General features: G+C 39.5%; 34 protein-coding genes, 1 tRNA gene and 4 pseudogenes. 12 read left to right on the forward strand and 27 right to left on the reverse strand.

The window, feature by feature from the left end; all coding sequences use genetic code 11:
- Positions 1-74: 74 nt before the first annotated feature.
- The 3 genes from RBH91_RS11715 to RBH91_RS11725 all read right to left on the reverse strand — a co-directional run bounded on the left by RBH91_RS11715 (position 75) and on the right by RBH91_RS11725 (position 3525).
- On the reverse strand, positions 75-869 hold the full coding sequence (locus RBH91_RS11715) for a LysM peptidoglycan-binding and 3D domain-containing protein (RefSeq protein ID WP_307891707.1): 795 nt from the start codon (positions 867-869) through the stop codon (positions 75-77).
- A 248-nt stretch (positions 870-1117) separates the two neighbouring features.
- Positions 1118-2899, reverse strand: a complete 1782-nt coding sequence (recQ, locus tag RBH91_RS11720) for a DNA helicase RecQ (RefSeq protein ID WP_307891708.1) — start codon at positions 2897-2899, stop codon at positions 1118-1120.
- Positions 2900-3015: 116 nt separating this feature from the next.
- Complete coding sequence (locus tag RBH91_RS11725; protein WP_307891709.1) at positions 3016-3525, reverse strand: hypothetical protein; 510 nt, start codon at positions 3523-3525, stop codon at positions 3016-3018.
- Between the two features lie 277 nt (positions 3526-3802).
- On the opposite strand from RBH91_RS11725, the gene RBH91_RS11730 reads away from it, so the two are divergent.
- Positions 3803-4048 (forward strand): hypothetical protein, encoded by a 246-nt coding sequence (locus tag RBH91_RS11730; RefSeq protein ID WP_307891710.1) that lies wholly within the window; start codon positions 3803-3805, stop codon positions 4046-4048.
- A gap of 135 nt (positions 4049-4183) precedes the next feature.
- Here the strand turns inward: RBH91_RS11730 and RBH91_RS11735 are convergent, their stop codons facing one another.
- The gene (locus tag RBH91_RS11735; RefSeq protein ID WP_307891711.1) at positions 4184-4330 is read right to left on the reverse strand and encodes a hypothetical protein; all 147 of its coding nucleotides are present in this window, start codon (positions 4328-4330) and stop codon (positions 4184-4186) included.
- Positions 4331-4445: 115 nt separating this feature from the next.
- Between RBH91_RS11735 and RBH91_RS11740 the strand changes: the two genes are divergently transcribed.
- Both RBH91_RS11740 and RBH91_RS11745 read left to right on the forward strand, forming a co-directional pair.
- Positions 4446-4628 carry a YjfB family protein gene (locus RBH91_RS11740; protein WP_404802440.1) on the forward strand — a complete coding sequence of 61 codons (183 nt, stop codon included), beginning with the start codon at positions 4446-4448 and terminating at the stop codon, positions 4626-4628.
- A 109-nt stretch (positions 4629-4737) separates the two neighbouring features.
- Positions 4738-4811, forward strand: a tRNA-Arg gene (locus RBH91_RS11745).
- 845 nt (positions 4812-5656) lie between these two features.
- Here RBH91_RS11745 and RBH91_RS11750 read toward each other — a convergent pair.
- Positions 5657-5851 (reverse strand): hypothetical protein, encoded by a 195-nt coding sequence (locus RBH91_RS11750; RefSeq protein ID WP_307891712.1) that lies wholly within the window; start codon positions 5849-5851, stop codon positions 5657-5659.
- 65 nt (positions 5852-5916) lie between these two features.
- Here RBH91_RS11750 and RBH91_RS11755 point away from each other — a divergent pair, with 65 nt between their 5' ends.
- Positions 5917-6180: a hypothetical protein gene (locus RBH91_RS11755; protein WP_307891713.1), complete on the forward strand. Its 264-nt coding sequence runs from the start codon at positions 5917-5919 to the stop codon at positions 6178-6180.
- Between the two features lie 68 nt (positions 6181-6248).
- On the opposite strand, the pseudogene RBH91_RS11760 reads toward RBH91_RS11755, so the two are convergent.
- The 3 genes and pseudogenes from RBH91_RS11760 to RBH91_RS11770 form a co-directional block, all read right to left on the reverse strand.
- Positions 6249-6362 (reverse strand): annotated as a pseudogene (locus RBH91_RS11760) (peptidoglycan-binding domain-containing protein); the annotation flags it as partial.
- Between the two features lie 128 nt (positions 6363-6490).
- Positions 6491-6937, reverse strand: a complete 447-nt coding sequence (locus tag RBH91_RS11765; protein WP_307891714.1) for an SMI1/KNR4 family protein — start codon at positions 6935-6937, stop codon at positions 6491-6493.
- A 17-nt stretch (positions 6938-6954) separates the two neighbouring features.
- On the reverse strand, positions 6955-7443 hold the full coding sequence (locus RBH91_RS11770) for an HNH endonuclease (RefSeq protein WP_307891715.1): 489 nt from the start codon (positions 7441-7443) through the stop codon (positions 6955-6957).
- A gap of 330 nt (positions 7444-7773) precedes the next feature.
- Here RBH91_RS11770 and RBH91_RS11775 point away from each other — a divergent pair, with 330 nt between their 5' ends.
- Positions 7774-8067, forward strand: a complete 294-nt coding sequence (locus RBH91_RS11775) for a YozQ family protein (protein ID WP_307891716.1) — start codon at positions 7774-7776, stop codon at positions 8065-8067.
- 182 nt (positions 8068-8249) lie between these two features.
- Positions 8250-8478 (forward strand): annotated as a pseudogene (tnpA, locus tag RBH91_RS11780) (IS200/IS605 family transposase); the annotation flags it as partial.
- Positions 8479-8729: 251 nt separating this feature from the next.
- On the opposite strand, the gene RBH91_RS11785 reads toward tnpA, so the two are convergent.
- Positions 8730-9113, reverse strand: a complete 384-nt coding sequence (locus tag RBH91_RS11785) for an ArpU family phage packaging/lysis transcriptional regulator (RefSeq protein ID WP_076797488.1) — start codon at positions 9111-9113, stop codon at positions 8730-8732.
- A 752-nt stretch (positions 9114-9865) separates the two neighbouring features.
- Between RBH91_RS11785 and RBH91_RS11790 the strand changes: the two genes are divergently transcribed.
- Positions 9866-10135 (forward strand): hypothetical protein, encoded by a 270-nt coding sequence (locus RBH91_RS11790; protein ID WP_307891717.1) that lies wholly within the window; start codon positions 9866-9868, stop codon positions 10133-10135.
- 170 nt (positions 10136-10305) lie between these two features.
- Here the strand turns inward: RBH91_RS11790 and RBH91_RS11795 are convergent, their stop codons facing one another.
- The 5 genes and pseudogenes from RBH91_RS11795 to RBH91_RS11810 form a co-directional block, all read right to left on the reverse strand.
- On the reverse strand, positions 10306-10533 hold the full coding sequence (locus RBH91_RS11795) for a hypothetical protein (protein ID WP_307891718.1): 228 nt from the start codon (positions 10531-10533) through the stop codon (positions 10306-10308).
- Positions 10534-10975: 442 nt separating this feature from the next.
- Positions 10976-11050 (reverse strand): annotated as a pseudogene (locus RBH91_RS22705) (XtrA/YqaO family protein); the annotation flags it as partial.
- A 296-nt stretch (positions 11051-11346) separates the two neighbouring features.
- A complete protein-coding gene (locus RBH91_RS11800) occupies positions 11347-11478 on the reverse strand; it encodes a hypothetical protein (RefSeq protein WP_307891719.1) in 132 nt (43 codons plus the stop codon).
- A gap of 217 nt (positions 11479-11695) precedes the next feature.
- Positions 11696-11953, reverse strand: a complete 258-nt coding sequence (locus RBH91_RS11805; protein WP_307894724.1) for an immunity 22 family protein — start codon at positions 11951-11953, stop codon at positions 11696-11698.
- The gene (locus RBH91_RS11810; RefSeq protein WP_275667418.1) at positions 11946-12080 is read right to left on the reverse strand and encodes an immunity 22 family protein; all 135 of its coding nucleotides are present in this window, start codon (positions 12078-12080) and stop codon (positions 11946-11948) included. Before RBH91_RS11810 ends, RBH91_RS11805 begins: the two co-directional genes overlap by 8 nt.
- 316 nt (positions 12081-12396) lie before the next feature.
- Here RBH91_RS11810 and RBH91_RS11815 point away from each other — a divergent pair, with 316 nt between their 5' ends.
- On the forward strand, positions 12397-13023 hold the full coding sequence (locus RBH91_RS11815; RefSeq protein ID WP_307891721.1) for a hypothetical protein: 627 nt from the start codon (positions 12397-12399) through the stop codon (positions 13021-13023).
- A gap of 102 nt (positions 13024-13125) precedes the next feature.
- Here the strand turns inward: RBH91_RS11815 and RBH91_RS11820 are convergent, their stop codons facing one another.
- On the reverse strand, positions 13126-13539 hold the full coding sequence (locus RBH91_RS11820) for a hypothetical protein (RefSeq protein WP_307891722.1): 414 nt from the start codon (positions 13537-13539) through the stop codon (positions 13126-13128).
- 499 nt (positions 13540-14038) lie between these two features.
- On the opposite strand from RBH91_RS11820, the gene RBH91_RS11825 reads away from it, so the two are divergent.
- On the forward strand, positions 14039-14155 hold the full coding sequence (locus RBH91_RS11825) for a YjcZ family sporulation protein (RefSeq protein ID WP_307891723.1): 117 nt from the start codon (positions 14039-14041) through the stop codon (positions 14153-14155).
- 395 nt (positions 14156-14550) lie between these two features.
- On the opposite strand, the gene RBH91_RS11830 is transcribed toward RBH91_RS11825, so the two are convergent.
- Positions 14551-14829, reverse strand: a complete 279-nt coding sequence (locus RBH91_RS11830; protein ID WP_307891724.1) for a hypothetical protein — start codon at positions 14827-14829, stop codon at positions 14551-14553.
- Positions 14830-15025: 196 nt separating this feature from the next.
- Here RBH91_RS11830 and RBH91_RS11835 point away from each other — a divergent pair, with 196 nt between their 5' ends.
- The gene (locus tag RBH91_RS11835; RefSeq protein ID WP_307891725.1) at positions 15026-15700 is read left to right on the forward strand and encodes a DUF421 domain-containing protein; all 675 of its coding nucleotides are present in this window, start codon (positions 15026-15028) and stop codon (positions 15698-15700) included.
- Between the two features lie 6 nt (positions 15701-15706).
- Here the strand turns inward: RBH91_RS11835 and RBH91_RS11840 are convergent, their stop codons facing one another.
- From RBH91_RS11840 to RBH91_RS11875, 8 genes are all read right to left on the reverse strand, one after another.
- Positions 15707-16567, reverse strand: a complete 861-nt coding sequence (locus RBH91_RS11840; protein ID WP_307891726.1) for a DUF421 domain-containing protein — start codon at positions 16565-16567, stop codon at positions 15707-15709.
- Positions 16568-16601: 34 nt separating this feature from the next.
- Complete coding sequence (locus RBH91_RS11845; protein WP_076764157.1) at positions 16602-16808, reverse strand: DUF1657 domain-containing protein; 207 nt, start codon at positions 16806-16808, stop codon at positions 16602-16604.
- Between the two features lie 13 nt (positions 16809-16821).
- Entirely contained in the window at positions 16822-17172 is a 351-nt protein-coding gene (gene spoVAE / locus RBH91_RS11850; RefSeq protein ID WP_307891727.1) for a stage V sporulation protein AE, read from the reverse strand.
- Positions 17169-18185 (reverse strand): stage V sporulation protein AD, encoded by a 1017-nt coding sequence (spoVAD, locus tag RBH91_RS11855; RefSeq protein ID WP_307891728.1) that lies wholly within the window; start codon positions 18183-18185, stop codon positions 17169-17171. The genes spoVAE and spoVAD overlap by 4 nt, the downstream gene beginning before the upstream one ends.
- Positions 18185-18664 (reverse strand): stage V sporulation protein AC, encoded by a 480-nt coding sequence (gene spoVAC / locus RBH91_RS11860; RefSeq protein ID WP_307891729.1) that lies wholly within the window; start codon positions 18662-18664, stop codon positions 18185-18187. The genes spoVAD and spoVAC overlap by 1 nt, the downstream gene beginning before the upstream one ends.
- Positions 18665-18675: 11 nt before the next feature.
- Complete coding sequence (locus RBH91_RS11865; protein WP_307891730.1) at positions 18676-19149, reverse strand: YhcN/YlaJ family sporulation lipoprotein; 474 nt, start codon at positions 19147-19149, stop codon at positions 18676-18678.
- Between the two features lie 61 nt (positions 19150-19210).
- Positions 19211-19417, reverse strand: coding sequence for a DUF1657 domain-containing protein (locus tag RBH91_RS11870; protein WP_148957680.1), 207 nt, complete (start codon positions 19415-19417; stop codon positions 19211-19213).
- A 584-nt stretch (positions 19418-20001) separates the two neighbouring features.
- Positions 20002-20424 (reverse strand): hypothetical protein, encoded by a 423-nt coding sequence (locus RBH91_RS11875; protein ID WP_307891731.1) that lies wholly within the window; start codon positions 20422-20424, stop codon positions 20002-20004.
- Between the two features lie 216 nt (positions 20425-20640).
- Between RBH91_RS11875 and RBH91_RS11880 the strand changes: the two genes are divergently transcribed.
- Positions 20641-20742: a YjcZ family sporulation protein gene (locus tag RBH91_RS11880; RefSeq protein WP_307891732.1), complete on the forward strand. Its 102-nt coding sequence runs from the start codon at positions 20641-20643 to the stop codon at positions 20740-20742.
- 344 nt (positions 20743-21086) lie between these two features.
- On the opposite strand, the gene RBH91_RS11885 is transcribed toward RBH91_RS11880, so the two are convergent.
- Complete coding sequence (locus tag RBH91_RS11885; protein WP_307891733.1) at positions 21087-21869, reverse strand: alpha/beta fold hydrolase; 783 nt, start codon at positions 21867-21869, stop codon at positions 21087-21089.
- Positions 21870-22133: 264 nt separating this feature from the next.
- Entirely contained in the window at positions 22134-22358 is a 225-nt protein-coding gene (locus tag RBH91_RS11890) for a CotD family spore coat protein (RefSeq protein WP_076764141.1), read from the reverse strand.
- Between the two features lie 183 nt (positions 22359-22541).
- On the opposite strand from RBH91_RS11890, the gene RBH91_RS11895 reads away from it, so the two are divergent.
- A complete protein-coding gene (locus tag RBH91_RS11895) occupies positions 22542-23165 on the forward strand; it encodes a LysE family translocator (RefSeq protein ID WP_307891734.1) in 624 nt (207 codons plus the stop codon).
- Positions 23166-23218: 53 nt separating this feature from the next.
- On the opposite strand, the pseudogene RBH91_RS11900 reads toward RBH91_RS11895, so the two are convergent.
- Positions 23219-23516, reverse strand: a pseudogene (locus RBH91_RS11900) (stress response protein YvgO); the annotation flags it as partial.
- Positions 23517-23637: the final 121 nt, after the last annotated feature.

Below are 23637 nucleotides of genomic sequence, written 5' to 3' on the forward strand. Positions count from 1 at the left end.
AACAAGTGTGCTGCATAATAAAAAAAGACACTGGCCATGTCCTATGCTCAGTGTCCTTGCAAATCATCAATCTATTATTTTAAAACTTTTACTTTGACGGTTTTAACGCCCCAATTTTTTGCAGCGGATTTACTAGGAACAAATACATCGATTTTGTTCCCTTTAATAGCGCCGCCCGTATCTGCAGCAGTCGCTTCTCCGTAGCCTTCTACATGCACTTTAGAACCGAGCGGAATCACACTTGGATCAACCGCGATCACTTTGGCGTTCTTATTGGCTTTTAAATCAATTCCTGTCGCGGTGACGCCGGACATTCCGCCATCATTAGCGGTATATGCTGTCGCGGTAACCGTCAGTTCTTTTGCCGCACTTTGAGATGTATTTGAACGGGATACCGTCTCTTTTTCTTGCTTAGGAGCAGGTGCAGGCTGTTCGGTTTTCGCTTCGTTTTGAACGGAAGCTGTTGTTTCCGCAGGCTTCGCTGCTGCCTGAATTGTCGCCTGTCCGTCGACAGCTATTGATGTATTTGGGTAAATAATATCTGATTTTATGTTGTTCCAACTTTTGAGATCATTCACTGTAACGCCGTATTTTTGGGCGATTTTCCAGAGAGTGTCCCCTTTTTTGATGGTATATTGTTTCTTTTCTGTCTGTTTTTCAGAAACGTTCAGCTTTTGTCCAGGAATAATGACATTTGAAGAAAGCTGATTCCATTCTTTCAAATCCTGCAGGTTAACACCTTGTTTTTGCGAGATCGCCCAAAGTGTATCACCTTTTTGGACTGTTACTTCTTTTGCAGAGGCACTCGCTCCGAATGCAGTTGTCGACAATGCTGCAGCTGCAACAACCGACACAAACGTCTTCTTCATAAGTAAATCCTCCCTTGTTAGCTTTTTATTGTCCGGCTAACAGGAGCAATCGTAACATATGAAAATGTCAATTCAATAACAAAACAATTTGTTTTTGATTACAGTTATTTTACAAGAAAGATTTTTCACCCATGGTAAAATCTTCATGACAAGCTTTAAACACAGTCATATCAAGAGTTCTTTCATGATCATATTCTTAAAAAAGAGATTTACTAAAAAAATTTTTACATATCATAAAATCGGGTTTTTTATGCTTCTTTTTCAGTTTTATAGGCTTTAAGCTCCTGTAGAAACATTGCACCGTATTTTGCTCTCTTTTGTTCTCCCACTCCTTTGACAGACATGAGCTCCTCTTCTGTCTGGGGCATTTTGCCGCTCATCTCCTTTAATGTTTCGTCTGAAAAGACGACGAAAGGAGGTACGCCCTGCTCATGGGCAAGCTTTTTGCGCAGCAATCTTAACCGTTCAAATAATTCATCATCTTTTACGATTTGAGCGGTGTTCATTTTTTCTTTGCGGGCCACCGCAGTTCGTCCAAGCAAAACATTTCGGCCTTTATTTGTCACAAACAAAATCGGATATGTGCCGTCTGACATCTGTATGTACTCATCCGCTATTAAAAATTCTATAAAATCGCTGATTTCGGGAACCGACTGGTGCTTTAAGATACCGTAAGTCGATAATTGCTGAAAGCGGTTTTCGATCACTTTTTTATTTTTGGAACCGGCCAGTACCTGTGCAATCATCGTTTTTCCGAACCGTTCCCCCATTCGGATGATGCACGATAATACCATCTGCGCTTCCTTCGTAACATCTGTCGACGTTCTCGTATCAAGACAGCTTCCGCATCTTCCACAGTCTTCTGTCTGTTCTTCGCCAAAATAAGAGAGAATAAACCGCTCAAGACAGCCTTCAGTATGACAAAAGTCTACCATTTGCCTCAGCTTTTTCACATCCTGCGCCTGAATATCTTCATCCTCTGTCGATTGCTCAATTAAAAAACGCTGAAGCCGTATGTCCTGAGGGGAAAACAAGAGGATGCACTCACTGTCAAGGCCGTCGCGCCCTGCCCGTCCCGCTTCCTGATAGTAGCTCTCCATGTTCTTTGGGATTTGATAGTGTATAACGTAGCGGATATTGGATTTATTGATACCCATTCCGAAAGCGGATGTCGCGGTCATCACGCTCATGCCGTCATTCAAAAAGAGATCCTGCTGCCGCCCTCTTTCTTCGTCATGCATTCCGCCGTGATAACATCCGGCCGCTATCCCCTGTTTAGAGAGGTTGTCCGCTATTCTTTCGGCCTCGCGCCTTGTTGCCGTATAGATAATCCCTGCCTCGGAACGGTTTTTTTCAATATATGACGCGATAAAACGGTCTCTGTTTTCGCCTTTGAGAATTTTAAATGTCAAATTGTCTCTTGCAAAGCCGGTGAAAATGGTATTTTCTTTTTTAATGCTGAGCTGGGCGCAAATATCTTCATGGACTTCAGGTGTTGCGGTAGCCGTCAGGGCCAGTACGACCGGACGGGTGCCGAGTTCGTCTAAAAAACCTTCGATATGTCTGTAGCTCGGCCTGAAATCATGCCCCCACTGTGAAATACAATGGGCTTCATCAATCGCTGTGAGCGGAATATGAATATCGGAGATCACGCGAATAAATTCAGGAGAGGTTAAACGCTCCGGTGTGACGTAAAACAGCTTATAGCCGCCTTTCTTTAAAGTGGAAAGACGTTCAGCAGTTTGGTTATAGTCAAGGGAGCTGTTCACATAGGAAGCGCTGATTCCAAGCTGATTCAAAGCATCCACTTGATCCTTCATCAGTGAAATTAAAGGAGAGATAACGAGGGTCGTTCCTTCCATAAGCAGCGCGGGAATCTGATAACAGATCGATTTGCCCCCGCCAGTCGGCATAATGCACGCTGTATCAAGCTTTTCTGAAACAACAGATTGAATGGCTTTTCGCTGTCCCGGCCGCAGTGATGGGTAGCCAAAATATTGCTTTAATAATGCTTCGGCTTTCTCTAGCATAAAAATGAAAACCTCTCTTTAGTTATTCTTCTTTCTGTTCCTCCATCATACCATATTTAAGCCGACAGACCATCACCCTGACAAAAACAGCGAAATGAATCCTGAAAAAGCATTTTTCAAAACGCTGTCTGTTTTTCAGCCATCGAGCGAATTTTCTCCGCCTCCTCCCTGCAAAGCTTTTTGTATGCCAAAGCACCCTCGAAGCTCGCTTCGTTTAAAACGGCATGCCTTTTTAAATTCGAAAGTTCCGATAACATAAACACCGTTTCTTTTGTTAAAGCTCCTTGCTCATGAAGCATTTGAATCAAAAGTTGAACCTCTTGATGCTCACCCCTTGCATCAAGCTTTTTTGCAGCTTGGCGCAAGGCCTCTTCGACCTCAAACCATGCGTTTTCAATCACGGCTCCCGCTGTGCCCGCGGCCATGACAGCGGGAGTTTTTTTCCGCGCGGAAGCTAGCGCCTGAATCTTTTGATCAAATTCCAACTCGAAGTCTTTATATTTCAATTTAATTAATTCCTTCATTCGTTCAGATAAAGGCTCCTTCAGCAGCAAAACGAACATAATCAATGTGACAGGCCATGCCAATGACTGGATGATCGCGGATACAAATTCAAACCAATTCATAAAAATCAGCCTCCATTTCAAATTTAAAAAGCTGCCGGTTTGCTGTTGCCATATTGAATCCAGGGTGATATATTGCAGCCATAAGAAAAATTTTCAAATCAAGAGGTGCATCTGCAATGTGGATCATGACCGTGCTGCTGTTGGTTTTGATTGGGTTTACCGGAAATATGATTGCACTCCTTAGAACACTCGTAAAACAGAATGATAGAATCATCGGGCTGCTGGAAGAGGAATCTAATAAAAAACGTTAGAACGACGTGAAAGGGATTCTGAAAAAATGGCGGATACAAACAGCATCAAAAGGTATTGGCCGGAATTGCAGACTGTCTTCTCTGCTTCAACTCAATCAGAAAACATCTCAAATAACAGTAAACCCGATCAAGATCTCGATGCCATTTTAGAAGAATACACTGTGAAAGCAGCGGGCCAAACCGTTATTGATAAGGATAAAATGACAGCCGCATACGTGAAGGAGCAAACGAAGACGCTTTTGAACTTGGCAAGAATGTCTAAACTGTACTAACTTGAAGTCCGCAAATGCGGGCTTTTAGATTGTTGACAAAATCCTAAAACGATTTAAAATTTTAGGATTTTGTCATCCTTTTCAGCGTGATTGAAAACCTTTGCAGTCTAGGAAGGGCGAGCATCGGAGCGACTTTCACAGGATGTGATGACGGCGGCGTTCAGGCAGGATGCCTGAGCGATTAGCCGCCGTTCCTTGAGCACCGACGCGCAGGTCTGACAACGAATGCGAAGGTTTGTCGACACGCTGGAAGTCCGCAAATGCGGACTTTTTCTTGCTCATTGAGCCACTGCCCGTTGTACAATTATATTAGCAAACCGATGGAATCATTTGAATATTCAGATTAAAAACAGGAATAAAGACATCCCTTATTCATCCGATATTAGATGATAAGGAGGTGGTTATTTTGGATATTGCTGCTCTATCTGTAGCATTGAGTCAATCCGCACTTGCTCAAAACGTTCACATGTCGCTGACAAAGACGGCTTTAGACACCGCTGAGCAAAGTGCGGGACAGTTGATCGACATGATGCAAGCGCCTCACCCTGTTTCAGGCCACAATATTGACCTGAAAGGCTAGAAATCAAACATGCATTCAGAACCTGGATGCATGTTTTTCCATTCAGGCACAAAAAAAGATGCCGTCCCCCTTTATTTTTTCAGTGTTTTATACTATAATATTGTTCTGTGTCCCAGTAGCTCAGGTGGATAGAGCAACAGCCTCCTAAGCTGTGTGTCGGGAGTTCGAATCTCTCCTGGGACGTTTCAAATGTGAAGAGGCAAACCCTTGGTAAGTAAGGGTTTACCTCTTTTTTTGTTTATCGTGTTTGATCGGCTTATCATGTATCTCTGATCATTTTGGTGGCGGATTGGTGGCGGATTTATTTAAAATGCAACCTCTATTTGGAAAGGAATTAAATCACTCTTTTAAAAGCGTCATTTCGTGAACGTTCGTTTCCTTTCGATTTTTTTACCCCATAAGTTTTTTTATAAACGCTTTTTCTTTTTATTTCTATGTTTTTTCAACATATGTTAGGAAATTTGTGGTCATTTTGGTGGTCATGCTTAAATATGTGGTCAAAAAAGAAATCTACACTGCCAGTGTAGATGATGCCTTCTGAATAAGTATATTCGAGTCTGATAACCCCTTGTATTTCATGGGCCTTTGAATTGTACATCTGATGATTTCTGAATGAAAATGATGATTGTTGGCAGGGTTGGACAACAATTCGCCAACATTTTTCAATTTTATTACATCGAATAAACCTCTTCATATCAGCTTTGAATTTAAGACTTCCAAACAAACTCAAACAGTTGACCTCTTCCTTACCACGGAAGAGGTCATTAAAAATTTTTTCACTGAAAGGCCAACACTGTTTAGACAAATCGAAAAGGGGAAAAATAATCGTGTTTTTCCAAACTGTTTCCATTAACCAGTTGAAAGTAGCCATTAACCTTAAGCGTTTTTTCAAAAAGATTATTATCCAGCAAGGCTTTTGGTTTTTAATAAAAAGATTGATCCTCCTTTTTAGAAAGAGTTTGTTGTTTATTTTGTCATATACCGCCGTGGCTGTTGTTTGTCCATTGTTTAAACTGACTTCTCTTTTATTATTTTCCTAACAATTGTGTAGTATAGGTGGTGCCTTCATGTGTAAATGTGCCAAAATCTTGATTGAGTAGTGTTGTTTCAGAAGTTCCTTGTGAAATTTCTGCTGTTTTTTCTGTGCTCCCGTCACTTGTGTAGGCAAGGCATGGTATGAAAATGATTGTTGCCAAACCTGATGAATAAAGCCATTTCTTCAAAATAAATATCCCCTCTAGTAATATTGATTACAGTATTATTTAAAATAATTATGGGAGGTTTTCTTGTGGGAGAGTACTCATCAAAAGTAAAGGAGCCAGCAATTGTTAAAGTGATTCATTATGTTACTCTTATAGGGATTATATTATTAATCATTCCAGCTGGTTTAAATCCAATGTATTTTAATATAGGTTTTGTATTATTTGGTATTAACTTAGCCGTTCGTTCAACAGTTCTTTTGAAGTCAAATAAAAAAGGTGAATTCACCTTTACTTTAATTGCTTGTTTATTCCTTATCGGATTTGGTTTATTTAGGTTGTTTTTAGCTTAATGTACAAACACAAAACAGCTTGCCGTTTAAGGCCGTTTTTTTCGCCTTTCTCGACAAGCTGTTTTGTGTTACTTCAATAACGCTTCAATTTTTGCTTTTGTCTTCGGTCCGTAAATGCCGTCAGCAGATAATCCGTTCATTAGTTGGAAGCGTCTGAACGCATCCTTTGTCCTTGGCCCATAATAGCTTGTCTCTATCGTATGACAAAATGGAATATAAAAAGTCCCCCTTTTTGTCGGAGTTTTCTCGGATTTGAACATAAAAAAACCTTGATAGGCATTGCCAATCAAGGTTCTAAAATTACATTTTATTATTCCTCATCTTCACAAAGGTTGTCCAAAAATTCATTGATGTTATCAGCTAAGAAATACATATTGCTCATGTCATCAGGATTCTCTGACTCTTCTTCATGATCCCAAAAGTAGATTTTTTCATAATAAGGTTCGTTGGTTCCTAAGCAGATAACATTTCCTGCGGGATCTTCTGCAATAGGAATAAACCCTTCAGGCAAACGGTCTTCCATTATGTCCAAGAAATCCTCTAAATTATCATACATATCACCAATTCCATAAAAAACATTTAAGACACTGGAACCTTGTTCATCTGAAAGTTTAAATATATTTGGTCTTGCTTTACCGCCATTCCATTTTAATAAAAATTCTTTATAAAGCTCCGACAGCTTAACACTATTTTCTGATTCAAATTGTTCTATTTGTTCCAATGAAAGTGGATGGTGTGAATTAATAATTTGCGCCATCTTACCTTTCCTCCTCTTTATTTACCGTTAACAGTATTAACCCCACCAACGTGAGTAAATTCTCTATGCACTTTTTTATCAACCAACATCATTGTTTTTCCATCTTCGTGATGATGCCAGGTATATCCTTCTGGTGGCTCGTTTAAAGCAGCTACCGGCGGATCAGAGTCCTTATTTAAGCCAGCCTTTAAATTTGCCTGTTTGAAGTCTGCTGAACGATTGGTTGGTTTTGCAACCTCAATCTCTATAGGTTTTACAGTAGGATGCATATATGGGGTGAAGTCCGGATAACCTCCAGTATATCTAACCGTTTTTCCTTTTTTATTTGTATATACCCAAGTACCATCTTTATCTATCTCTACTTTTCCGCCTTTTTTCTCCCATTTTTCTGGAACAGGGGAATTTTTAGGCTTAGTTGCCAATTGTTCTTTTGTAAACCTTTTTATCGTTTCTTTTTCACCTTTAGTAACAGCATTTACTTTTCCCTTAGCTGAATTAAAAAGCACACTTTTCTTTTTATCCTCGGCAAATGAAAGGTATCAAAATGACCTTGATATGGGTTCTAATACGCTAGCTTGAAACTACTCTCTTGCCTAATGGGAAAGAGTCAACGAAAAAAAGCGAATGAATACCATCTCAACTGACAGAATAAGAAGAGTTGATATTTCAACACATTTCGTAAAGGAGTGAAACCATTGAGTAAAAAGGAATTCAAATAGAAATGACCGTGAGACTGAAACAGCTTTCAAAGCAAATGATCCTAAAAGAACAAAATAAATAAGTTTTTGTCTTAATCCCATCTGACAAAGTAAAATTTCAAATATGGAGTGAGTAACGTGACTCAAAAAAATGGAGCAGACAGACCGGATGATTACAAAAGATTTTCTTCATTAGACAAGGATGATGATTTTCAGCAATCTTTAGATAGCAGCGCTAAGACAGAGAATGTAAACACTGACACACAAACTCATAACAAAGAAAACATAAATGACACCACTGATGTGGCTGGGAAACATTTCAACGCCTCGGATTATAAAGGAACCACGCAATTGGAAAAAGGATTGGCAGAAACTCATGAACAGGTCAGTGATGACTATTTTGAAGGGACTATCGATCAAAATTTGGACTAGTCATTCTAACGGAACTAACTTTGAAAGAGTAAGTTAGTTCCGTTTTTGATTATGAAAAAGAAAACCCTAGGTTAGTCCTAGGGTTCCAAAAAGCTTTCAGCGTGGTATTAAGAAAAACTCCCCCTGGGTGCTAAAATATTTTTGGTTCGCCAACCAAAATATCAGCATACGGAGGAGTTTTTATGTCAAAAGACACTAATAGTTTAGCACACAACTTGGAATTGTAAGTATCACATCGTATTTACGCCGAAGTACAGAAGACAAGTTATTTATGGGGAAATTAAAAAGGACATTGGAGAAATACTACGTACATTATGTGAAAGAAAAGGTGTGGAGATTATCGAAGCGACAGCGTGTAAAGATCATGTACATATGTTGGTAAGTATTCCGCCTAAATTAAGTGTTTCTTCATTGAATTTCTGAGTGTAATGATACCACTCAGTTATTTTCATCCCCACTTCTGCAGATGAGATTCCATCCAACCTCTTCACCCTTCCATTAAGCATGCTAAATATGTAAATTTTTAACTATATTCCACCGTTTGAAAAAGGTATTGGGCCACCGCAATAGCAAATTGATAAGGGATTGAAAATCATTGATTTAAAGAAGATGATTTTAGACTACTAAAGTAAATGGTATTGCGGCTTTTGAAGAGTCTTAGCTCAGATAATCCCGAGAGCTGTCGCCAGATTATCAATGGCCTGCCGTTTGATCTGATAATATTTGTCCTTTTTCAACCCCATCTCCATATAAATTTCAATATCCTTGATTTTCTTTGAAGAAAGATACTTGGCCTTTATGATCTTCAATTCATCATCATCAAGACTTTGTTTGAGCGCCCTATCTATTTGACAAACTTTCAATTCATTTATACAGTGCTGATCCCTCAGCCTTGGGAAAAGACCAGTCATCCCAGCTGCTTCCCGCTCCTTCCTGTTTTCAAGCTGAACCTTCAAAGCCTTATATCTTTTGAGCTCCTTTATGATCGCATTTCTGACTTCCTTTTCGTCTATAGGCGGCAGAAAAGCCAATTGTGTAGCTGACATAACAAATCTCCTCCTAAAACAAAAAGGACATCAAACAAACGCTTCATGACGTTGATTTGGTGTCCTCAGGCTCTCCGTCTTGGACCTATTGAGATTTAAAAAGTTTCTTTTCGGTTTATCAAAACAAAGTATTTTTTTCTTTAAAAATTACAAGCCTTCTATTTTATTATAGACTCAATTTTTGTTTCTCTCAAATAATTTCATTTAAAAGAAAAATAATGATAATAATCCTTTTTTTTCTTTTAAACAAGTTATAATACATAGGTAAACAACAAAATAAGGAGAGAGACAATGAAAAAACTTCATCTATTGCAGCTGCTGTAGAGAACCAAGAAAAAATGGTGAGTGTGGCGAGATTCAGATTTCCTAAACCGAAGCCTAAAAAACCAAAGATCACCAAAAATGTCCCTTATAAAAAGAACGGTGAAACAATAAAAAAAGATTTTATTAGTGAACACGCTTATAAAAGACATAAGTATGATCCTAGTCGAAAGTCAACTAGTAACAACAGAACACAGTATGGAAAAAACGTGGATGTTGCTAAATTAAGAAAATTAACAATGTCTCAACCTGACCAGGCTTGGTCGCATCGTGATAAAGATGGTCCATGGCGAACTTTTTACAGAAAACAATTTATAAAAACATAAGCACAAAAGATACTCCGACAACACATCATCGTGTTATTATTGCAAGAATACTCAATTTCCTTTGTCATTTAAAAAATAGAATACGATCAATCAGGGAGATATCATATGATTGAAAAATACACAACTGAAGTTAATTTGGATTTTTTTAATGGAGATAAAAATGAATTACAAAAAACAATTGAAGAAATCCGGGCTTTCGCAAAAACTTATGAAAATGATAAAATTATGGTTTTAAATGTTACTGAAAGTGTTTCCTCAAATGGGAAACAAAACTATAAGATTCTATTACAACATGAAAGAGACACTAATAATCTTGGTCGAAAATATGAATACGACGAAGAGAAATTGTTTGGTTTCTTTGAAGACGAAGAATAGTTTACAACATTTTCGGATTTGAAAACCCACTTGTTTAAGCGGGTTCTTTTTACATTTTTTTGATAAGAGATAAATCACCTACACATTTATGTTTAACTTGGCTAATTAAAAAATGAAGACGTAACGACCAGTGCTTCACGATTATCCTCGATTCCTGACAATGTTTTCATTCATGTCTTATCCGTCTTCAGACCCCAGTGGACAATGACATCACCCGAATGAATATGTAGCTCTGCTTTCGTATCAAAGTGGACAACAAAGCCACTAATCAATCCAAAAAACTTGTTTTTTTCTGTAATCTTCATAACGGTAGCACCATCTTTAAATCCTGGCGGGTGGCATGGTTCACCCACAATATAGGTATTTGAATTAACGGTGATTGATTTTATTGACTTCATATCATTCCCTCTCAATCCAGAGGGGCAGAAACCCTCTTACTTAAATATCTTCCATAATTCGGATTTTTTTTGAATCCTTATAACAGAACACCCGGACATATAGATTTCGCTGCCTAATTTTCTTCTTACAGACGGCACACTAAATTTTTTAATGGGGGGTGGAAGATTTAAAGGACCCCGCCGCCCTTCCTCACTATATAAACCGCTGCTTGTCTATTTATAGATATGGTCAGTATAGTAAAGCTATGAACCACCCTTCTTCTGAATCTTCAAAGTCGACGGAAGAAGCCCTTAAAGTGTACGTGCTCGCATCCGGATAGACTCGGGCAGTATATTGATTTCTAGTGTGCCGGCTGTTCCTATTGATGCAAAGAGTCCTGTGGCCCTTATTCCGACAACCACCCCTGACATCATTATTTTTCTCAATCTTGATCTCTCCATTTTAAAAAAGTTCGTAATCATCAAATCTGACCCTGAAAATCTTACCTTTTATTGTTTCGACAACAGTAGAACCATGTTCTACAGCATCATATTTTTCACCTTGTCATTTTGTCTATCAAGCACAAGGAGAGTCACTTTTCCTTAAAGTTAGAACGTTTACTTCTTTCCCTCTTCTAACCAAGCAGGTCGCCCCCTGTAAATAAATATGTTGGGATTTACTTATTGACCGTGGCAATTTGCTTCGGCTTTTTTATTGGCTAATTTCAGAGTCATAGAGGTGGACGGCTTATCCATCCTTTATGCGAAACCACAATTGCCACGGTTTTGGGTCATGCAGCGCCATGTTCCTCATCTTCCTGGTCATCCTGACTGTCATTTTTCGCCGAGAGATTCTTCTTCAGCCGTCGCCTCGGTTTCTTGCTTTTCCAGCAGCACCGCTTCTGCGTCTTGATCTTGCTTCCAGTCCCACCATACATCCGCAAGCGGCGCAACATCAATGTGCAAAAGATCAGTGTCCGTAGACTCTCCGTCTTGGACTCGATATTAATGTTCGTCTTTCTTGTCTCTATCTTATGACAAAATGGAATATAAAAACTCCCCTATTTTATCCCCCTTTTTGTCGAATTTTTCTCGGGTTTTAAACATAAAAAAGCACTCAATCAGAGATTAAGTGCTAAGTGTTAAAACGAGTAATTGATCATTATATTGTTAGATATTATTTTCAAACATATGGAACAGATCCTACAAATTTAAAAGTATAACCATTGTTAACAAATTCGTTTCTTTTTCCTTCATAATCAAAGTTATAAAGTAAAATAACAGCGTTTATATTTTTCAGGAGTCGTTTTCCTTGAATCGCTTCAAAACGAGATAAAATGATTTCACCATAAGAGCAACCACCTATTAATTCGGGCAGAAATTCTTTATTTTGGTCATGAACAACCTTTTCGATAAAATCTTCATCTAAATCATCAAAAATCTTTTAAAAACGGAGATGGAAGGAAATCACCTTCTTCTTCATCGTAAGGTAATTCAACGTATTCATTTAATTTATCAACAGTTTGAATACTACCAATCCATAATGATACATCATTTTCTCGTTCCATTTTAAATCCTCCTATTTTGTTATCCTAAGCCCTTCAGGCAGAGCTTCAATTTTGATCACTGCAAAAATAATCAAGTTTGAAATGGAAGGGCCTATTGGATAAAACCTTTGTATATCAAGGGTTTGAGGAATTATTATAAGTGTAAAATTGACGGCCATGCCGATTTGATTTTATCTTTTAGTGACTGCCAATTGAATATTCGTTTTGAAAATTTAATCTTTTTTTGCAAAAAAAAGACATCATTTTTATTCTATTCATGCTATTATCTTTCCATCCTATTGAATAATAGGAAAATGAAGAGAGGAAGTGTTGTCATATGTTTAAAATAAAGTTCAAAAAAACAATAGGGATGGGTATCGTTGCAGCAGCCTGTTTGATGTCTGGATTGCCGGCAAGCGCTGCATCAACAAATGTAAGCGATGGCAAGCCGAATGATTATACGATCAAATCGTTTCACTATGTAACTGTGGATGGAAAAGATATGAATTCTCAGACCAAAGTAAATAACAAATCCAACAAAAGCATAAAAGTAACGATGGTTCTGCCTAAACAGAATAATAAGGGCGATTTGTTGGCGTATGGTTTTACGAGCAAGGTGACTTTAGAGGCATTTATCGAAAAAGATAAACAGAGACTTCAAAACAAATTCACGCCGATGGCCAGCGGTCCTTGCTGCACCGATTTCTATGAGTATAAAAATAAAGGCGGGCAGTATATTTATTGGAGAGACGGGTTTAAAAACCTGCCTTCCAGCTGGAATGACAGAATTTCCTCCTTAAGTACGGCGTCACCTTCTTCAAGCTATTCGACGACGTTGTGGGAGCATACTTCATCACAAGGGTATGGCAAAGGAGTCTTGTTTAGACATTCCGACTGGTATGGTAAAACTGCTAATATGGCTTCGGATTGGGACAACAAGGCTTCGGCGATCGAAATCAAGTAACGGGAGATTGCCAAAGACCAGGTGAAAAAGTATCAAAATCACTATTTTCTCATTCCTTCTTGAGAAAATAGTGATTTTTTGCAACTGCCAGCCTGCTGTGCCCTAATCCTGAACTTTCACTTGCACGGAGTCACGTCCAGTTTCAGAATCGATTTTCGCATTAAATTCTGCTTTTTTATTTGAGCCGTCAATCCAGCTGTTTAAGTTGGTCCATGTGGCACAGCCGCCTGGTGCAGCAATGTATTTTCTGTTTCCTACACGATCTAAAGGCAACTCGGGATCACTTTCGTAAAGACTTACCGTCATTGTATTTCCACTTCTAATATGAAAAACACATATCCTATAATTGCCTCCGTCTGATTTGTAATCTCCAGTCATGTTTCCCTCTTTTGAAATAGTCTGTTGATCATCTGCAAGTGTTTTCCATCCAAATGACTGCACCTCGGCTGCGAATGCTGAAGTGGCCGGAAACATGCTTGCAGCAATCATCCCTAAAAAAATGATTTTTCTTTTCATCATTCTACCTCTCTCTTTTGCGCAATTGTTTTCACCAGCAGCTGGATCAGCCGGTGTTCCTTTTGTATCTTTTGCAGTCCGCAATTTCCATTACCAGGGAACTTGAATGGTTTTCTTATAAAAAAGTATAGCAAAATCGCAAAAGCATGGGAATGTCATCGTTTTGATTGAGCGTATAAAACAATCTCCCTGCAAAAGCAATGGCCAGCGCAATTGCATGATGAAAAATTTCAATTCCCGGCATGTACACATTCATATGGCACGCCAGCAAGCTTCTTACAGGGATGGGCTCAGGTTTTGCAGAGCATTTTCCATCCGAAATCAAATCAGCGCCTTAGGAGACCTTACCGGCCGCTTTTTTAATGAGCACGGTTTTTCAATGCCTCGATCGTCATGGATTGGTTATCCAACCATTTCCGGAGAATCTCAATCAATCATCTATACTAAACCTATTATTTGACATAGGATAAACCATGTCTCTTTTAGGGAGGTGAACTGCATGAGCGGAGGTTACGGAACAGGGTTTGCTTTAATTGTTGTTCTGTTCATTCTTTTAATTATTATTGGCGCTAGCTGGGCTGGCGGATATGGTGGTGGTTTTGGAGGCGGTTTTTAATTAGAGAAGTACAGGAGCGGCATTCCTTATACCTTGTTAAATGATGTAAGCGCACCCTCCATTCTTCCATAACCTATTTTGACCTCCTCCCCATGTTATGATTGCATAATAAAAAGGCCTTTTTTTAAAAAAGAGCCTTTTTCTTTTAAATGTGTTGATTCAGCTCATTCAACTATAATTTGTCGGACTTTAGAAGATGTGCAATTCATCAAACCTTCCCAACGGACGAAATAAATTTTCACTGAAACTGGCGAGCTAAAATCAGCCCGATCACCGATTTCCTGACAGTTGGAGGTGGATTGTGGGAAAATGTCTCTTTTCATCCCCTTTCTAAAGATCGGGTAAGAGAAAGAGCCCCTTTTTTAAAGGCGGCTCTTGTTGTAATTCCGCTTCCGTTAGTTCTTCTTGTTGTTAAACGCATTTTGGTTCGGTGTTAATTCATTTGAAAATTCATTAACGAGCGAAGAAGCAACATTTGGTGAATTTGTTTTTTGGTTAAAGTTTTTCATTATATTTTGCACGGGGTTGTTTTTGTTTCCATTCCTTCTGAACAGAAATGCAGCTAGACTAATTCCCAGGCCTAATAAAGTCATCCACATGGTTCCCCTGTTTCTTCTTCTGCCAAATAGAAGATCTCTATTTCTAAACAGAGCCGTCATCCACTGAAAATTCAATTTTCCTCACTTCCTTAACATAAAAGATTCACTTCACCATTTAATTTTCACCAAATACGCATTGTTATGTTGGTATGTTTCAGTACATATTTCCAAAAATCGTCGTCTTTGTAAAAGTTTATTGAAAAACTGATTTTTTTCTTTTATTCATCCCACAATGAGGGCATATTTAGTACTGTTGAAATGAGGTGTTAAAGTGTTTGTTTTTAAGTTAATTCTTTTATTTTTAGTGTTTATTTTGGCGGTTAAGCTTTTGGGGAAATCTGCACTGGCACAGCTCACCCCTTACGATTTCGGAGCTATTATCTTTTTAGCTTATTTAGCTTTTGGCCCGATTAAAATTGATGGAGTGAAAGAAGGCATCGTTGGTATGGTTGTCATAACAAGCGTTCATCTTCTGATTTCAAGATTAAGCTTATTCAATTGGCTTAACAGCTTTATTATCGGGCGGCCGACGATTCTGGTTAAACACAGCAAAATTATATATCATAATCTAAAGAAGAGCAGGTATTCATTAGCTGAACTATTGTCAAATCTAAGGGCTTCTGGATACCCCGATATTAAGGATATTGAATATGCAATATTAGAGGCAAATGGGGAAATCAGCATTTTACCTAAGAAAGAGCTGGTTCCGGTTACGCGTAAGGATTTACATATCAAAACCGAATACAGCGGACTGCCGATTGCTGTCGTGATTGAAGGAAAAGTCCAAAGACAAAATTTAAAATTATTGAACAAGGACGAAAAATGGTTAAAAAACGAACTAAAGGCAAAGGGATATGGTCGAATCCAAGATGTATTTTACGCTTCTGTCAGAGATACCGATCATTCGTTCACCATCAACACAAAAGATGTCGATGATCAGAACTAGCAGCCATTAATCATGTAAAACAGGCTCAAGTTTTTGCAGCATATCGTTTAGTTTGCTTGCGTTTTGGGCATACATCGCTTTAGCCGCTTTTGAGTCAGTGGCGAGAGCAAACAGTTCCAAATCGGCCTGGCATTTTTTAATCGTTGCCAATAATAACGGTTTTTCCTGAGGCGTCGGAACTTTTATTTGATCATCGTACAGATCCACGGTTAATTGCCCATCTGAGTCCACTTGGCCAAGAAACACGTTTTCCTTTGTAACGCCTAACTTGTCAAGCTCTTCGTGCAGCCAGCGGCGATTCAATCCGGCTAGCGATAGCGGTTCGTCCAAAATTTCTCCGTCCATGATCACGGTTTGCGGCTCTTTCTCTGATTGGTAAGACATCTGCAGATCCTTCAGTGTAACCGGTCTGTGTTCTTTTTTAAGCAGCACATTCAAATCACCGCTTTGTTCAAGGATGGCAAATTGCACATCAGAAACATTAAAAACATTCTTTTTTCGCAAAAGCTCCAACAGCTCATCTGCCGAGTATTTCTCTTTTTTTAAATTTTCTTCCATGATTTTTCCGTCTTTAATAAAAACCGTACCCGTTCCTTCAAGAAAATCACGCATTTTTTTATTTTTTAATGAGATCCACTCCACCAAAAAAGGAACGGATGAAAAAATAACGATAGCGAGAATAGCGTTAATAATGCTTCTTTCAAGCCCCATGACAACCTCGGATGTAATGCCCCCGATGGTAATTCCCGCGATATATTCAAAAACTGAAAGCTCTGCCAATTGTCTTTTTCCCAGCATTTTCGTCATGACGAACAGAACGGTCACAAAAATAATAGAGCGTACGACAACTTCCAGCCAATCAGGCACATTGATCCCTCCTGCCATAAAAATAAATTCCAAATCAGAACCCTTTGTATTGGTATTCCTCTCGTTCAAGCTCGCCGACCCGTTTTTTGAGATCTAAAATGACTTCTTCGCTCATCATCATGGTTTCATGAAAAAGGCGTTTTGCTTCTTCATCCTTGGATTTCAGTGCTAAAGTCGATAGGCCTGCTTCTATACTTTTAAGACTGGCTAGACATTGTTTCACCTGAGCGCCAACTGTCATTTTTAAAACCTCCTTATCCTTTTGGCTTAAATAGAAGGGCTCCAATCAGCCCAAAAATAACCGCAGCCGAAATACCGGAACTCGTGACTTTAAACATGCCGGTGATGACTCCGATTAGGCCGTATTGGTTTGCTTCTTCCATCGCCCCATGAAAAAGCTGATTCCCAAAACTGACGATCGGTACAGTTGCTCCGGCTCCTGCAAAATCAATAAATGGTTCATAAAGTCCAAACGCATCCAACAAAGCTCCAATGACAACGAGAGTCGACAGCGTGTGGGCAGGCGTAAGCTTAAACACATCAAACATAATTTGGCCGACGACACATATGAGTCCCCCGACAACAAATGCCCAAAAAAAGATCACCTATCTTCACCTCCGAGCTCAATTGAAACAGCATGGGCAATACAAGGTATCGTCTCTTTTTGCTGATATGATAATGGTGATAATAACGCTCCAGTTGCAACGACAAGAAGACGCTTGAATTCACCTTTTTTCATCCGGTTCAATAAATGCCCGTATGTAACAGCTGCTGAGCATCCCGCTCCGCTTCCCCCGGCAAGTACAGGCTGCCCTTCCCTATAAATCATTAAGCCGCAATCCTGAAATTGTGTTTCACTAATTGATGTCTCGTGTTTTTTGAATAAATCCAAGGCAATTTCCCTTCCGATGTGTCCGAGATCGCCTGTTGCGATGACATCATAATAGGAAGGATCGACACCGCGTTCTTTTAAATGAGTTTCAATCGTATCTACGGCAGCTGGCGCCATCGCACCGCCCATATTAAAAGGATCTGTCAAGCCCATATCGATAATTCTGCCGATCGTTGCAGAGGTCACCACAGGACCGTCTCCTTTATTCTTTAACAGTGCGACACCGGCAGCTGTAACGGTCCATTGCGAGGTAGGCGGCTTTTGCGAGCCATATTCTGTTGGATAGCGGAATTGTTTTTCAACTGCCGCATTATGACTAACAGCCCCAGTCAACAAACAGTCTGCTCCCTTATGGTTCACAAGAAAGGCGCCCAAAGCCAAACCTTCCATGGAAGTCGAACACGCTCCAAACAGCCCGATATAAGGGGCCCCCAGCGTTTTTGCAGCAAAGCTTGTCGGAGTGATTTGATTAATCAAATCCCCGCCGAGAAAAAACTGCACCTGATCTTTTTGGATGTTCGCCTTTTTGATCACCGTTTCACAGGCATCTTCCAACAGAACCTGCTGGGCTTTTTCAAAAGAATCTTGATTCAGCCAGATATCATTGTGCAAAAGGTCGAAGTCATCCGGGATTTTGCCGTTCCCTTCAAACGGCCCCCCTACTGTTCCGGTTGCGACAATAACCGGTCGATGGTCAAAAATCCATGTACGGTGCCCTGAAAGCATCACAGTCCCCCCCATTGGATGAGGATGGTTTTGATCGTAGCGAACACAAATGCCGAGAAGACACCAAACATAATGACAGACCCGGCCAGCTTGAACATATTTCCGCCTACGCCTAGTACAAATCCTTCAGTGCGATGTTCAATCGCTGCAGAAATCACCGCGTTTCCAAACCCAGTTACAGGTACGGCTGATCCAGCTCCTCCAAATTGTGCGATGCGGTCATAAATCCCAAACCCGGTTAGCAGCATGGAGATAAAGATCATCGTTGCAACCGTTGGATTACCGGCCGTCAAGGTTGTGAAATTAAAGTAATACATATAAAACGTTTGAATCGCTTGTCCGACTAAACAAATGATTCCGCCTGTTATAAAAGCATTCAAACAATTTTTCAAAACAGGCCGCTTGACTTCCCGCTCTTTTGCAAATTGTTGGTATTCCTGCATAACCGGCGTTAATTCTTTCTTTTTTTGATCAGCCATTTGACCACCTCTTAAGGCTTTTCTTTCATCAATTTTTTTATTTTCCCCAGCTTTTTCTTCAGTTTTTTGTCACTGATTTTTTTGTTTTCAAGCTGTTTTTCTAATTTGTCTAACTCCCAAAAGATTTTTTGATCTGTCGAAATGTCAATGCTGTGATCGGGAAAATCTTTTTTTAGCGCTGCTTTGGTCTGTTTTTCAATGTTTTTCAGCCGAAAACGATCAAATTGTTCGACCTGAACGGCAAGGACTAAATCCTTTTCACTGTTGGCTCCTCTGACTTCCGTAACTTCCTCTTTTTTCAACAATTGATCCTTTGCTTTATTGGCTGCTGTTTGATTGGTTTTCTCATTTTGAACATGAACATGCCGAACCGCCATCGGCTTGTTTTGATTGCCGTTTTCATTTGCTTGCTGACAACCATGGGTTATGGTATTGATAACAATTAAAAACACTGCTATAGGGAGATATTTGTAAAGAATCTTCATCCACATCACCGTCCTTTCAGGAAAAAGGCTGGTTCAGTTTCACCAACCTTTTTTAAAATGCCTACTGTTGTTTATATTGCGGTTCTTCTTGTTCAATTTGCTGTACGCGCGGTTCAATTGAATCAACAATAGTCTGAGTTTGTTGAGCAGCTTGTTGATAAAGTTGCTTAGCTTCCTGGTTATCAGTGCTTAAAGAAAATGTTTCTAGGCTGGCCTGGGCACTTTTCAGACTAGCTAAGGCTTGTTTGACCTGATTGATGACAGTCATGTTATCTTCCTCCTTGATTTACAAATACTGTATCTAATTGTAGAGTGAATTACTTTTCAAATCTTATCCATCCCATTTTTTTCAAGTCACTGATCTGAAGATAGTATTTTACATCACCCATTGGATTCGAAAATCCTATATTGATGGTGAAAACAGCTTAGGACTTTCTTTTTCATTGCTTGACACACCCTATTTAAAAACACACGAAAAAAAAGAGCCGATCGATTTGGGCTCTCTTCGAAATGCTTCTTTTTGTGATCTTGCTTTTATGATACTTATTCAGGCCTATCAGGTCGGTATTTTTCACATATGGACAGCCTGACGACGGGAGAAAAGTGTGATAAATGGCGAAAAATCTACTTGGCAACATAATACCAACTACGAGAAGGGAAAATTGCTGAAAAAGTTGAAATCGTGGAAGCGATTGATCGACTGGAATGTGAGTCAGAAGGAGAGCTAAACATGAAATAGAAGCCATTTAGCCCTTTTTCACACGGATTTTTTGCCCAGCGTAAATCTTAGCCGTTTTGTATGAAAAGTCATTTGCATGGTCAAAAAAAGTACTATATCAATTGCCGATGAGTTTATCTGCTTTGTTTTGTTGGATCGTTATGGTGAAGGTTTAGGAATGTGATCGCACTTTCTTTTTTATCAGTTGCCAAAATGAATGGGTTCACTCTGAAAGTTATGGTATCTGTTTCTGACATCTTTGAGCGTTTTGAATGAGGCAGCACAGTGAATTTGATTATGTAGTCCCCTTTGCTGTCTTCTGATAACTCAACACCATTTTGAATGGTAACGGACATTGTATTATCTTTATAATACCCCCTAACATTTTCTAATATTTCTTTACTAAAAAGCTGATGCATAAAACGATCAAAGATTTGTTGGGAAACTTTTGTCTCGTCGTGTTGTTTTTGTCCGGCATCTGCTACTGATATTGCACTTAGTGAAAAACAGAAAAACACCATTAAAATGATTTTTTCCCAATGATCATCTCCTTTCACTTTAACCTTTGTATTTTTTTCATTTTTTAATACAAAGGAAATGATCAAAGACAATGGTGTTTAAATAACAGAAAATCAAGGTTATTAGCTTTTGTTAAAGCATCCAGCACAGTTTGATTATCCAACTATTTCCTGAGAATCTCAATCAATCATCCATACCAAACCCTCTCATTTGACATAGAATGAACCATGTCTCTTTTAGGGAGGTGAAACTGCATGAGCGGAGGTTACGGAACAAGCTTTGCATTAATTGTTGTTTTGTTCATTCTTTTAATCATTATCGGCGCTAGCTGGGCTGGCGGATATGGCGGCTATTAATGAATACTTTGCGAAACCTATCTTCTTTTGAGAAGTGCAGAAGAGCAAGACGTATGATCCCAACACTCTCGGAAAAACAATATGGAGAGAACATAACATATGACTCCTCCGTTATATGTTTTATTAAAATGACGATCCTCCCCCATGTTGTTGAATACGTAGAAAGGGCCCTTAAAAAGGCCTTTTTCTTTGGGGTTATCTCGATTACAGCACTGAATTTTTTGGAGACTATCCTTTTTGAGAAAGCCATTTACATCACAAAAGGCCCCTCTTGTAAACAAATAAAAAAGCACTAAATCAGTGCTTAAAACGATTCCTGCAAACCTTTTTCATGTACAGAATGATCAACCAACAAATTGTGTCAAAATCCGGTTGAACTTTTCACGTTCTTCCCAAAATAGACCGTGGCCGCTGTATTGAAATGGAACAAGCTGTGAGTTTTTGATTTTTTGATTGAGCTCCTGAGCTTGTGCAAATGGAATCACTTGATCATGAATGCCGTGCACGATTAAAGCAGGAGCAGATATTTTTGGCAGATCATGATACAGCTTTTCATCTCTCAGCATCATGATAACGGACTTGGTCGACCAGCCTGCTGCCTGCAATCCCAATTGAACAAACCAATCTGAAAATGGTTCTGTTATATACTGAAAGAAAAAGGTGTCGGTTACATCACGCATCATTTTCGGACGGTCATTTGATGCTTCATGGAGCAATTGATCAGCTGTCTCTTCTGTAAAGCCAATGGGAGCTGCAGCATCTACCAGAATAAGTTTAGATACTCCATAGCCATTGTGTCGGGACATATACCGAATCGCGATGGCTCCGCCTGTGGAATGGCCGACGAGTGTAAAGTTATCTAATTGAAGCGCACCAACTGCAGCACGGATATCATCCGCCAGCCGGTTATAATAATAGCCGTTCATCGGTTTATCCGAATTGCCGAATCCTCTCCAGTCAATTCCTATGCATCGGTATCCTTTTGCCGGAAGAACATTAAACTGATACTCAAACTGTTTATGGCTTAACGGCCAGCCATGTAAAAAAACGATGGCCTTGCTGCTTTCAGGATTGATATCCTCCACATATAATTTGACTCCTGTTTCGACATGAACAAAATATCCCATCTCGTTTCCTCCATAAAGAGTCTTTAACACTAAGATACGCAAGCTGATACACATAGGTGAATGTCTATTTAATGTTTTGCCCGGCATGGCAGCGGCCCGCAGTCAATCAGGACGGCTCAAAACATAGATCCTTTCATTCATCATAGGGCGGCGGTTTATCCTAAGGAAGATGCTCCAATTAAAAAAAGCCACTAAAAGCTCCGTAAAGGACAACTTTTGATGGCCTTTTATCAAAGAAAGGTCATGCTTAAACGATGACTGTATTTATCTGCAGCAAGGTTTTCCGCAATAAGAATGGTCATGTGAAACCGGTTTATAGCTCGAATAAGTGTGCGGATAGTAATGAACGTGCTCATACTTATGGTGGTCCACTTTTTTTGTATGCTGCGGGTGAATATGAGGAACGATTGTTTTAGAGAATCTATGGTCCTCACAGTACCTGGTAGGGTGCACAATTGGCTGGAGCACACGTGGTTTGCAATCATACATAAATAAGTTCTCCCTTCCTTTGGTTTCTTTCTTCACTATTAATCTATGCTGAATCATGGAAACTTGTACTAATGCAAAAAACTAAAATTATGCATTGAGCGCCCTTTCTTCCGTCCTATTTCGGAATGATCGCTCATGTTATAATGGCACAAAACGCAAGGTATTAGAAATGGAGTGACGATGGTGGATTTTACAGCGATCATTACTTTTTTGGGTGCGTCCATATTGCTTACCCTCATGCCCGGGCCGGATAATCTTTTCGTTTTGGCGCAAAGCATGTCAAAGGGCAAATATGCGGGGATATCAACGGCTTGCGGGCTTTGTACAGGGTTAATTGTTCACATTGCGGCTGCAGCAGGCGGGATTTCAGCAGTTATTTATCAATCAGCCCTGGCGTTTGCTTTCGTTAAGTATGCTGGAGCAGCTTATTTACTGTTTTTGGCTTATAAGTCTTTTCGGGAAAAAAGTTCAGGATTTGATCTCGGTGATCAACCTGCATTAAGCTGCACATTGCTATATCAAAAAGGCGTTATAATGAATCTTTTAAATCCAAAGGTTTCTTTATTTTTTCTTGCCTTCCTTCCGCAATTTGTTGATGATGGAGCTGGTCAAGCAGCGAAGCAAATGCTCATTTACGGCATGTTATTTTTGATTCAAGCGCTGGCCATCTTTATCATCATCAGCATTTTTGCAGAAAAAGTGGGGAATGTTTTGCGCAAGAGTTCCGCCATCTCTCAAAAGATTCACTTGATTCAAGGATCTCTATTTGCACTGATCGGACTGAAAATCGCACTCAGCCAAAAGTAAGCGGATCTCTATCGATTAGAAAAGGCGTGCAGCCAGGTGAGACTGCACGCTTTTCACATCATCTTAAGGCTGATATCCCAACCATCGTCTCCTTTATTTGTAAATTCACGCTTTCAAATACCAAGATGCCGTAAACCACTCCGTTCAGAACGGCAGAACCGTAAAATTTGACGCCATCAAAACGATCTCTAGTTTTGCTTAGATTAAAAACGATGACATGATATCTCTGTCCTGCAGAATAAAAGATCGATTCCATCATATTTTTAACAAATTCGCTTCGATTCGCGTTTCATCCCTTATGGAGTTGGCAATGCCGAGCACGTCAACATGAACGTTGAGGCTGACAGCCGCCGCATTTACGGCTCGATGGTTTAAGTCAAAGCGGGTGAAGCTGAAACAGAGCTTGAACAAAAGGCGGAAGAGCAGACGATCCGATCATGAAAGAAATGAAAAGTGTAATCGTTTTCTTCTT

The sequence above is a fragment of the Bacillus swezeyi genome (assembly GCF_030908325.1).
GTDB lineage: Bacteria > Bacillota > Bacilli > Bacillales > Bacillaceae > Bacillus > Bacillus swezeyi.

Coding starts and splice junctions, on each gene's coding strand:
- RBH91_RS11715 (WP_307891707.1), bottom strand. CDS start 869: ATGAAGAAGACGTTTGTGTCGGTTGTTGCAGCTGCAGCATTGTCGACA.
- RBH91_RS11870 (WP_148957680.1), bottom strand. CDS start 19,417: ATGACTGTCATCAATCAGGTCAAACAAGCCTTAGCTAGTCTGAAAAGT.
- RBH91_RS11810 (WP_275667418.1), bottom strand. CDS start 12,080: ATGGAACGAGAAAATGATGTATCATTATGGATTGGTAGTATTCAAACT.
- recQ (WP_307891708.1), bottom strand. CDS start 2,899: ATGCTAGAGAAAGCCGAAGCATTATTAAAGCAATATTTTGGCTACCCA.
- RBH91_RS11815 (WP_307891721.1), top strand. CDS start 12,397: ATGTTTAAAATAAAGTTCAAAAAAACAATAGGGATGGGTATCGTTGCA.
- RBH91_RS11730 (WP_307891710.1), top strand. CDS start 3,803: ATGGCGGATACAAACAGCATCAAAAGGTATTGGCCGGAATTGCAGACT.
- RBH91_RS11890 (WP_076764141.1), bottom strand. CDS start 22,358: ATGTATGATTGCAAACCACGTGTGCTCCAGCCAATTGTGCACCCTACC.
- RBH91_RS11725 (WP_307891709.1), bottom strand. CDS start 3,525: ATGAATTGGTTTGAATTTGTATCCGCGATCATCCAGTCATTGGCATGG.
- RBH91_RS11790 (WP_307891717.1), top strand. CDS start 9,866: ATGATTGAAAAATACACAACTGAAGTTAATTTGGATTTTTTTAATGGA.
- RBH91_RS11880 (WP_307891732.1), top strand. CDS start 20,641: ATGAGCGGAGGTTACGGAACAAGCTTTGCATTAATTGTTGTTTTGTTC.
- spoVAD (WP_307891728.1), bottom strand. CDS start 18,185: ATGCTTTCAGGGCACCGTACATGGATTTTTGACCATCGACCGGTTATT.
- RBH91_RS11735 (WP_307891711.1), bottom strand. CDS start 4,330: ATGAGCAAGAAAAAGTCCGCATTTGCGGACTTCCAGCGTGTCGACAAA.
- RBH91_RS11865 (WP_307891730.1), bottom strand. CDS start 19,149: ATGAAGATTCTTTACAAATATCTCCCTATAGCAGTGTTTTTAATTGTT.
- RBH91_RS11820 (WP_307891722.1), bottom strand. CDS start 13,539: ATGAAAAGAAAAATCATTTTTTTAGGGATGATTGCTGCAAGCATGTTT.
- RBH91_RS11845 (WP_076764157.1), bottom strand. CDS start 16,808: ATGACAGTTGGCGCTCAGGTGAAACAATGTCTAGCCAGTCTTAAAAGT.
- RBH91_RS11825 (WP_307891723.1), top strand. CDS start 14,039: ATGAGCGGAGGTTACGGAACAGGGTTTGCTTTAATTGTTGTTCTGTTC.
- RBH91_RS11785 (WP_076797488.1), bottom strand. CDS start 9,113: ATGTCAGCTACACAATTGGCTTTTCTGCCGCCTATAGACGAAAAGGAA.
- spoVAC (WP_307891729.1), bottom strand. CDS start 18,664: ATGGCTGATCAAAAAAAGAAAGAATTAACGCCGGTTATGCAGGAATAC.
- RBH91_RS11885 (WP_307891733.1), bottom strand. CDS start 21,869: ATGGGATATTTTGTTCATGTCGAAACAGGAGTCAAATTATATGTGGAG.
- RBH91_RS11765 (WP_307891714.1), bottom strand. CDS start 6,937: ATGGCGCAAATTATTAATTCACACCATCCACTTTCATTGGAACAAATA.
- RBH91_RS11795 (WP_307891718.1), bottom strand. CDS start 10,533: ATGAAGTCAATAAAATCAATCACCGTTAATTCAAATACCTATATTGTG.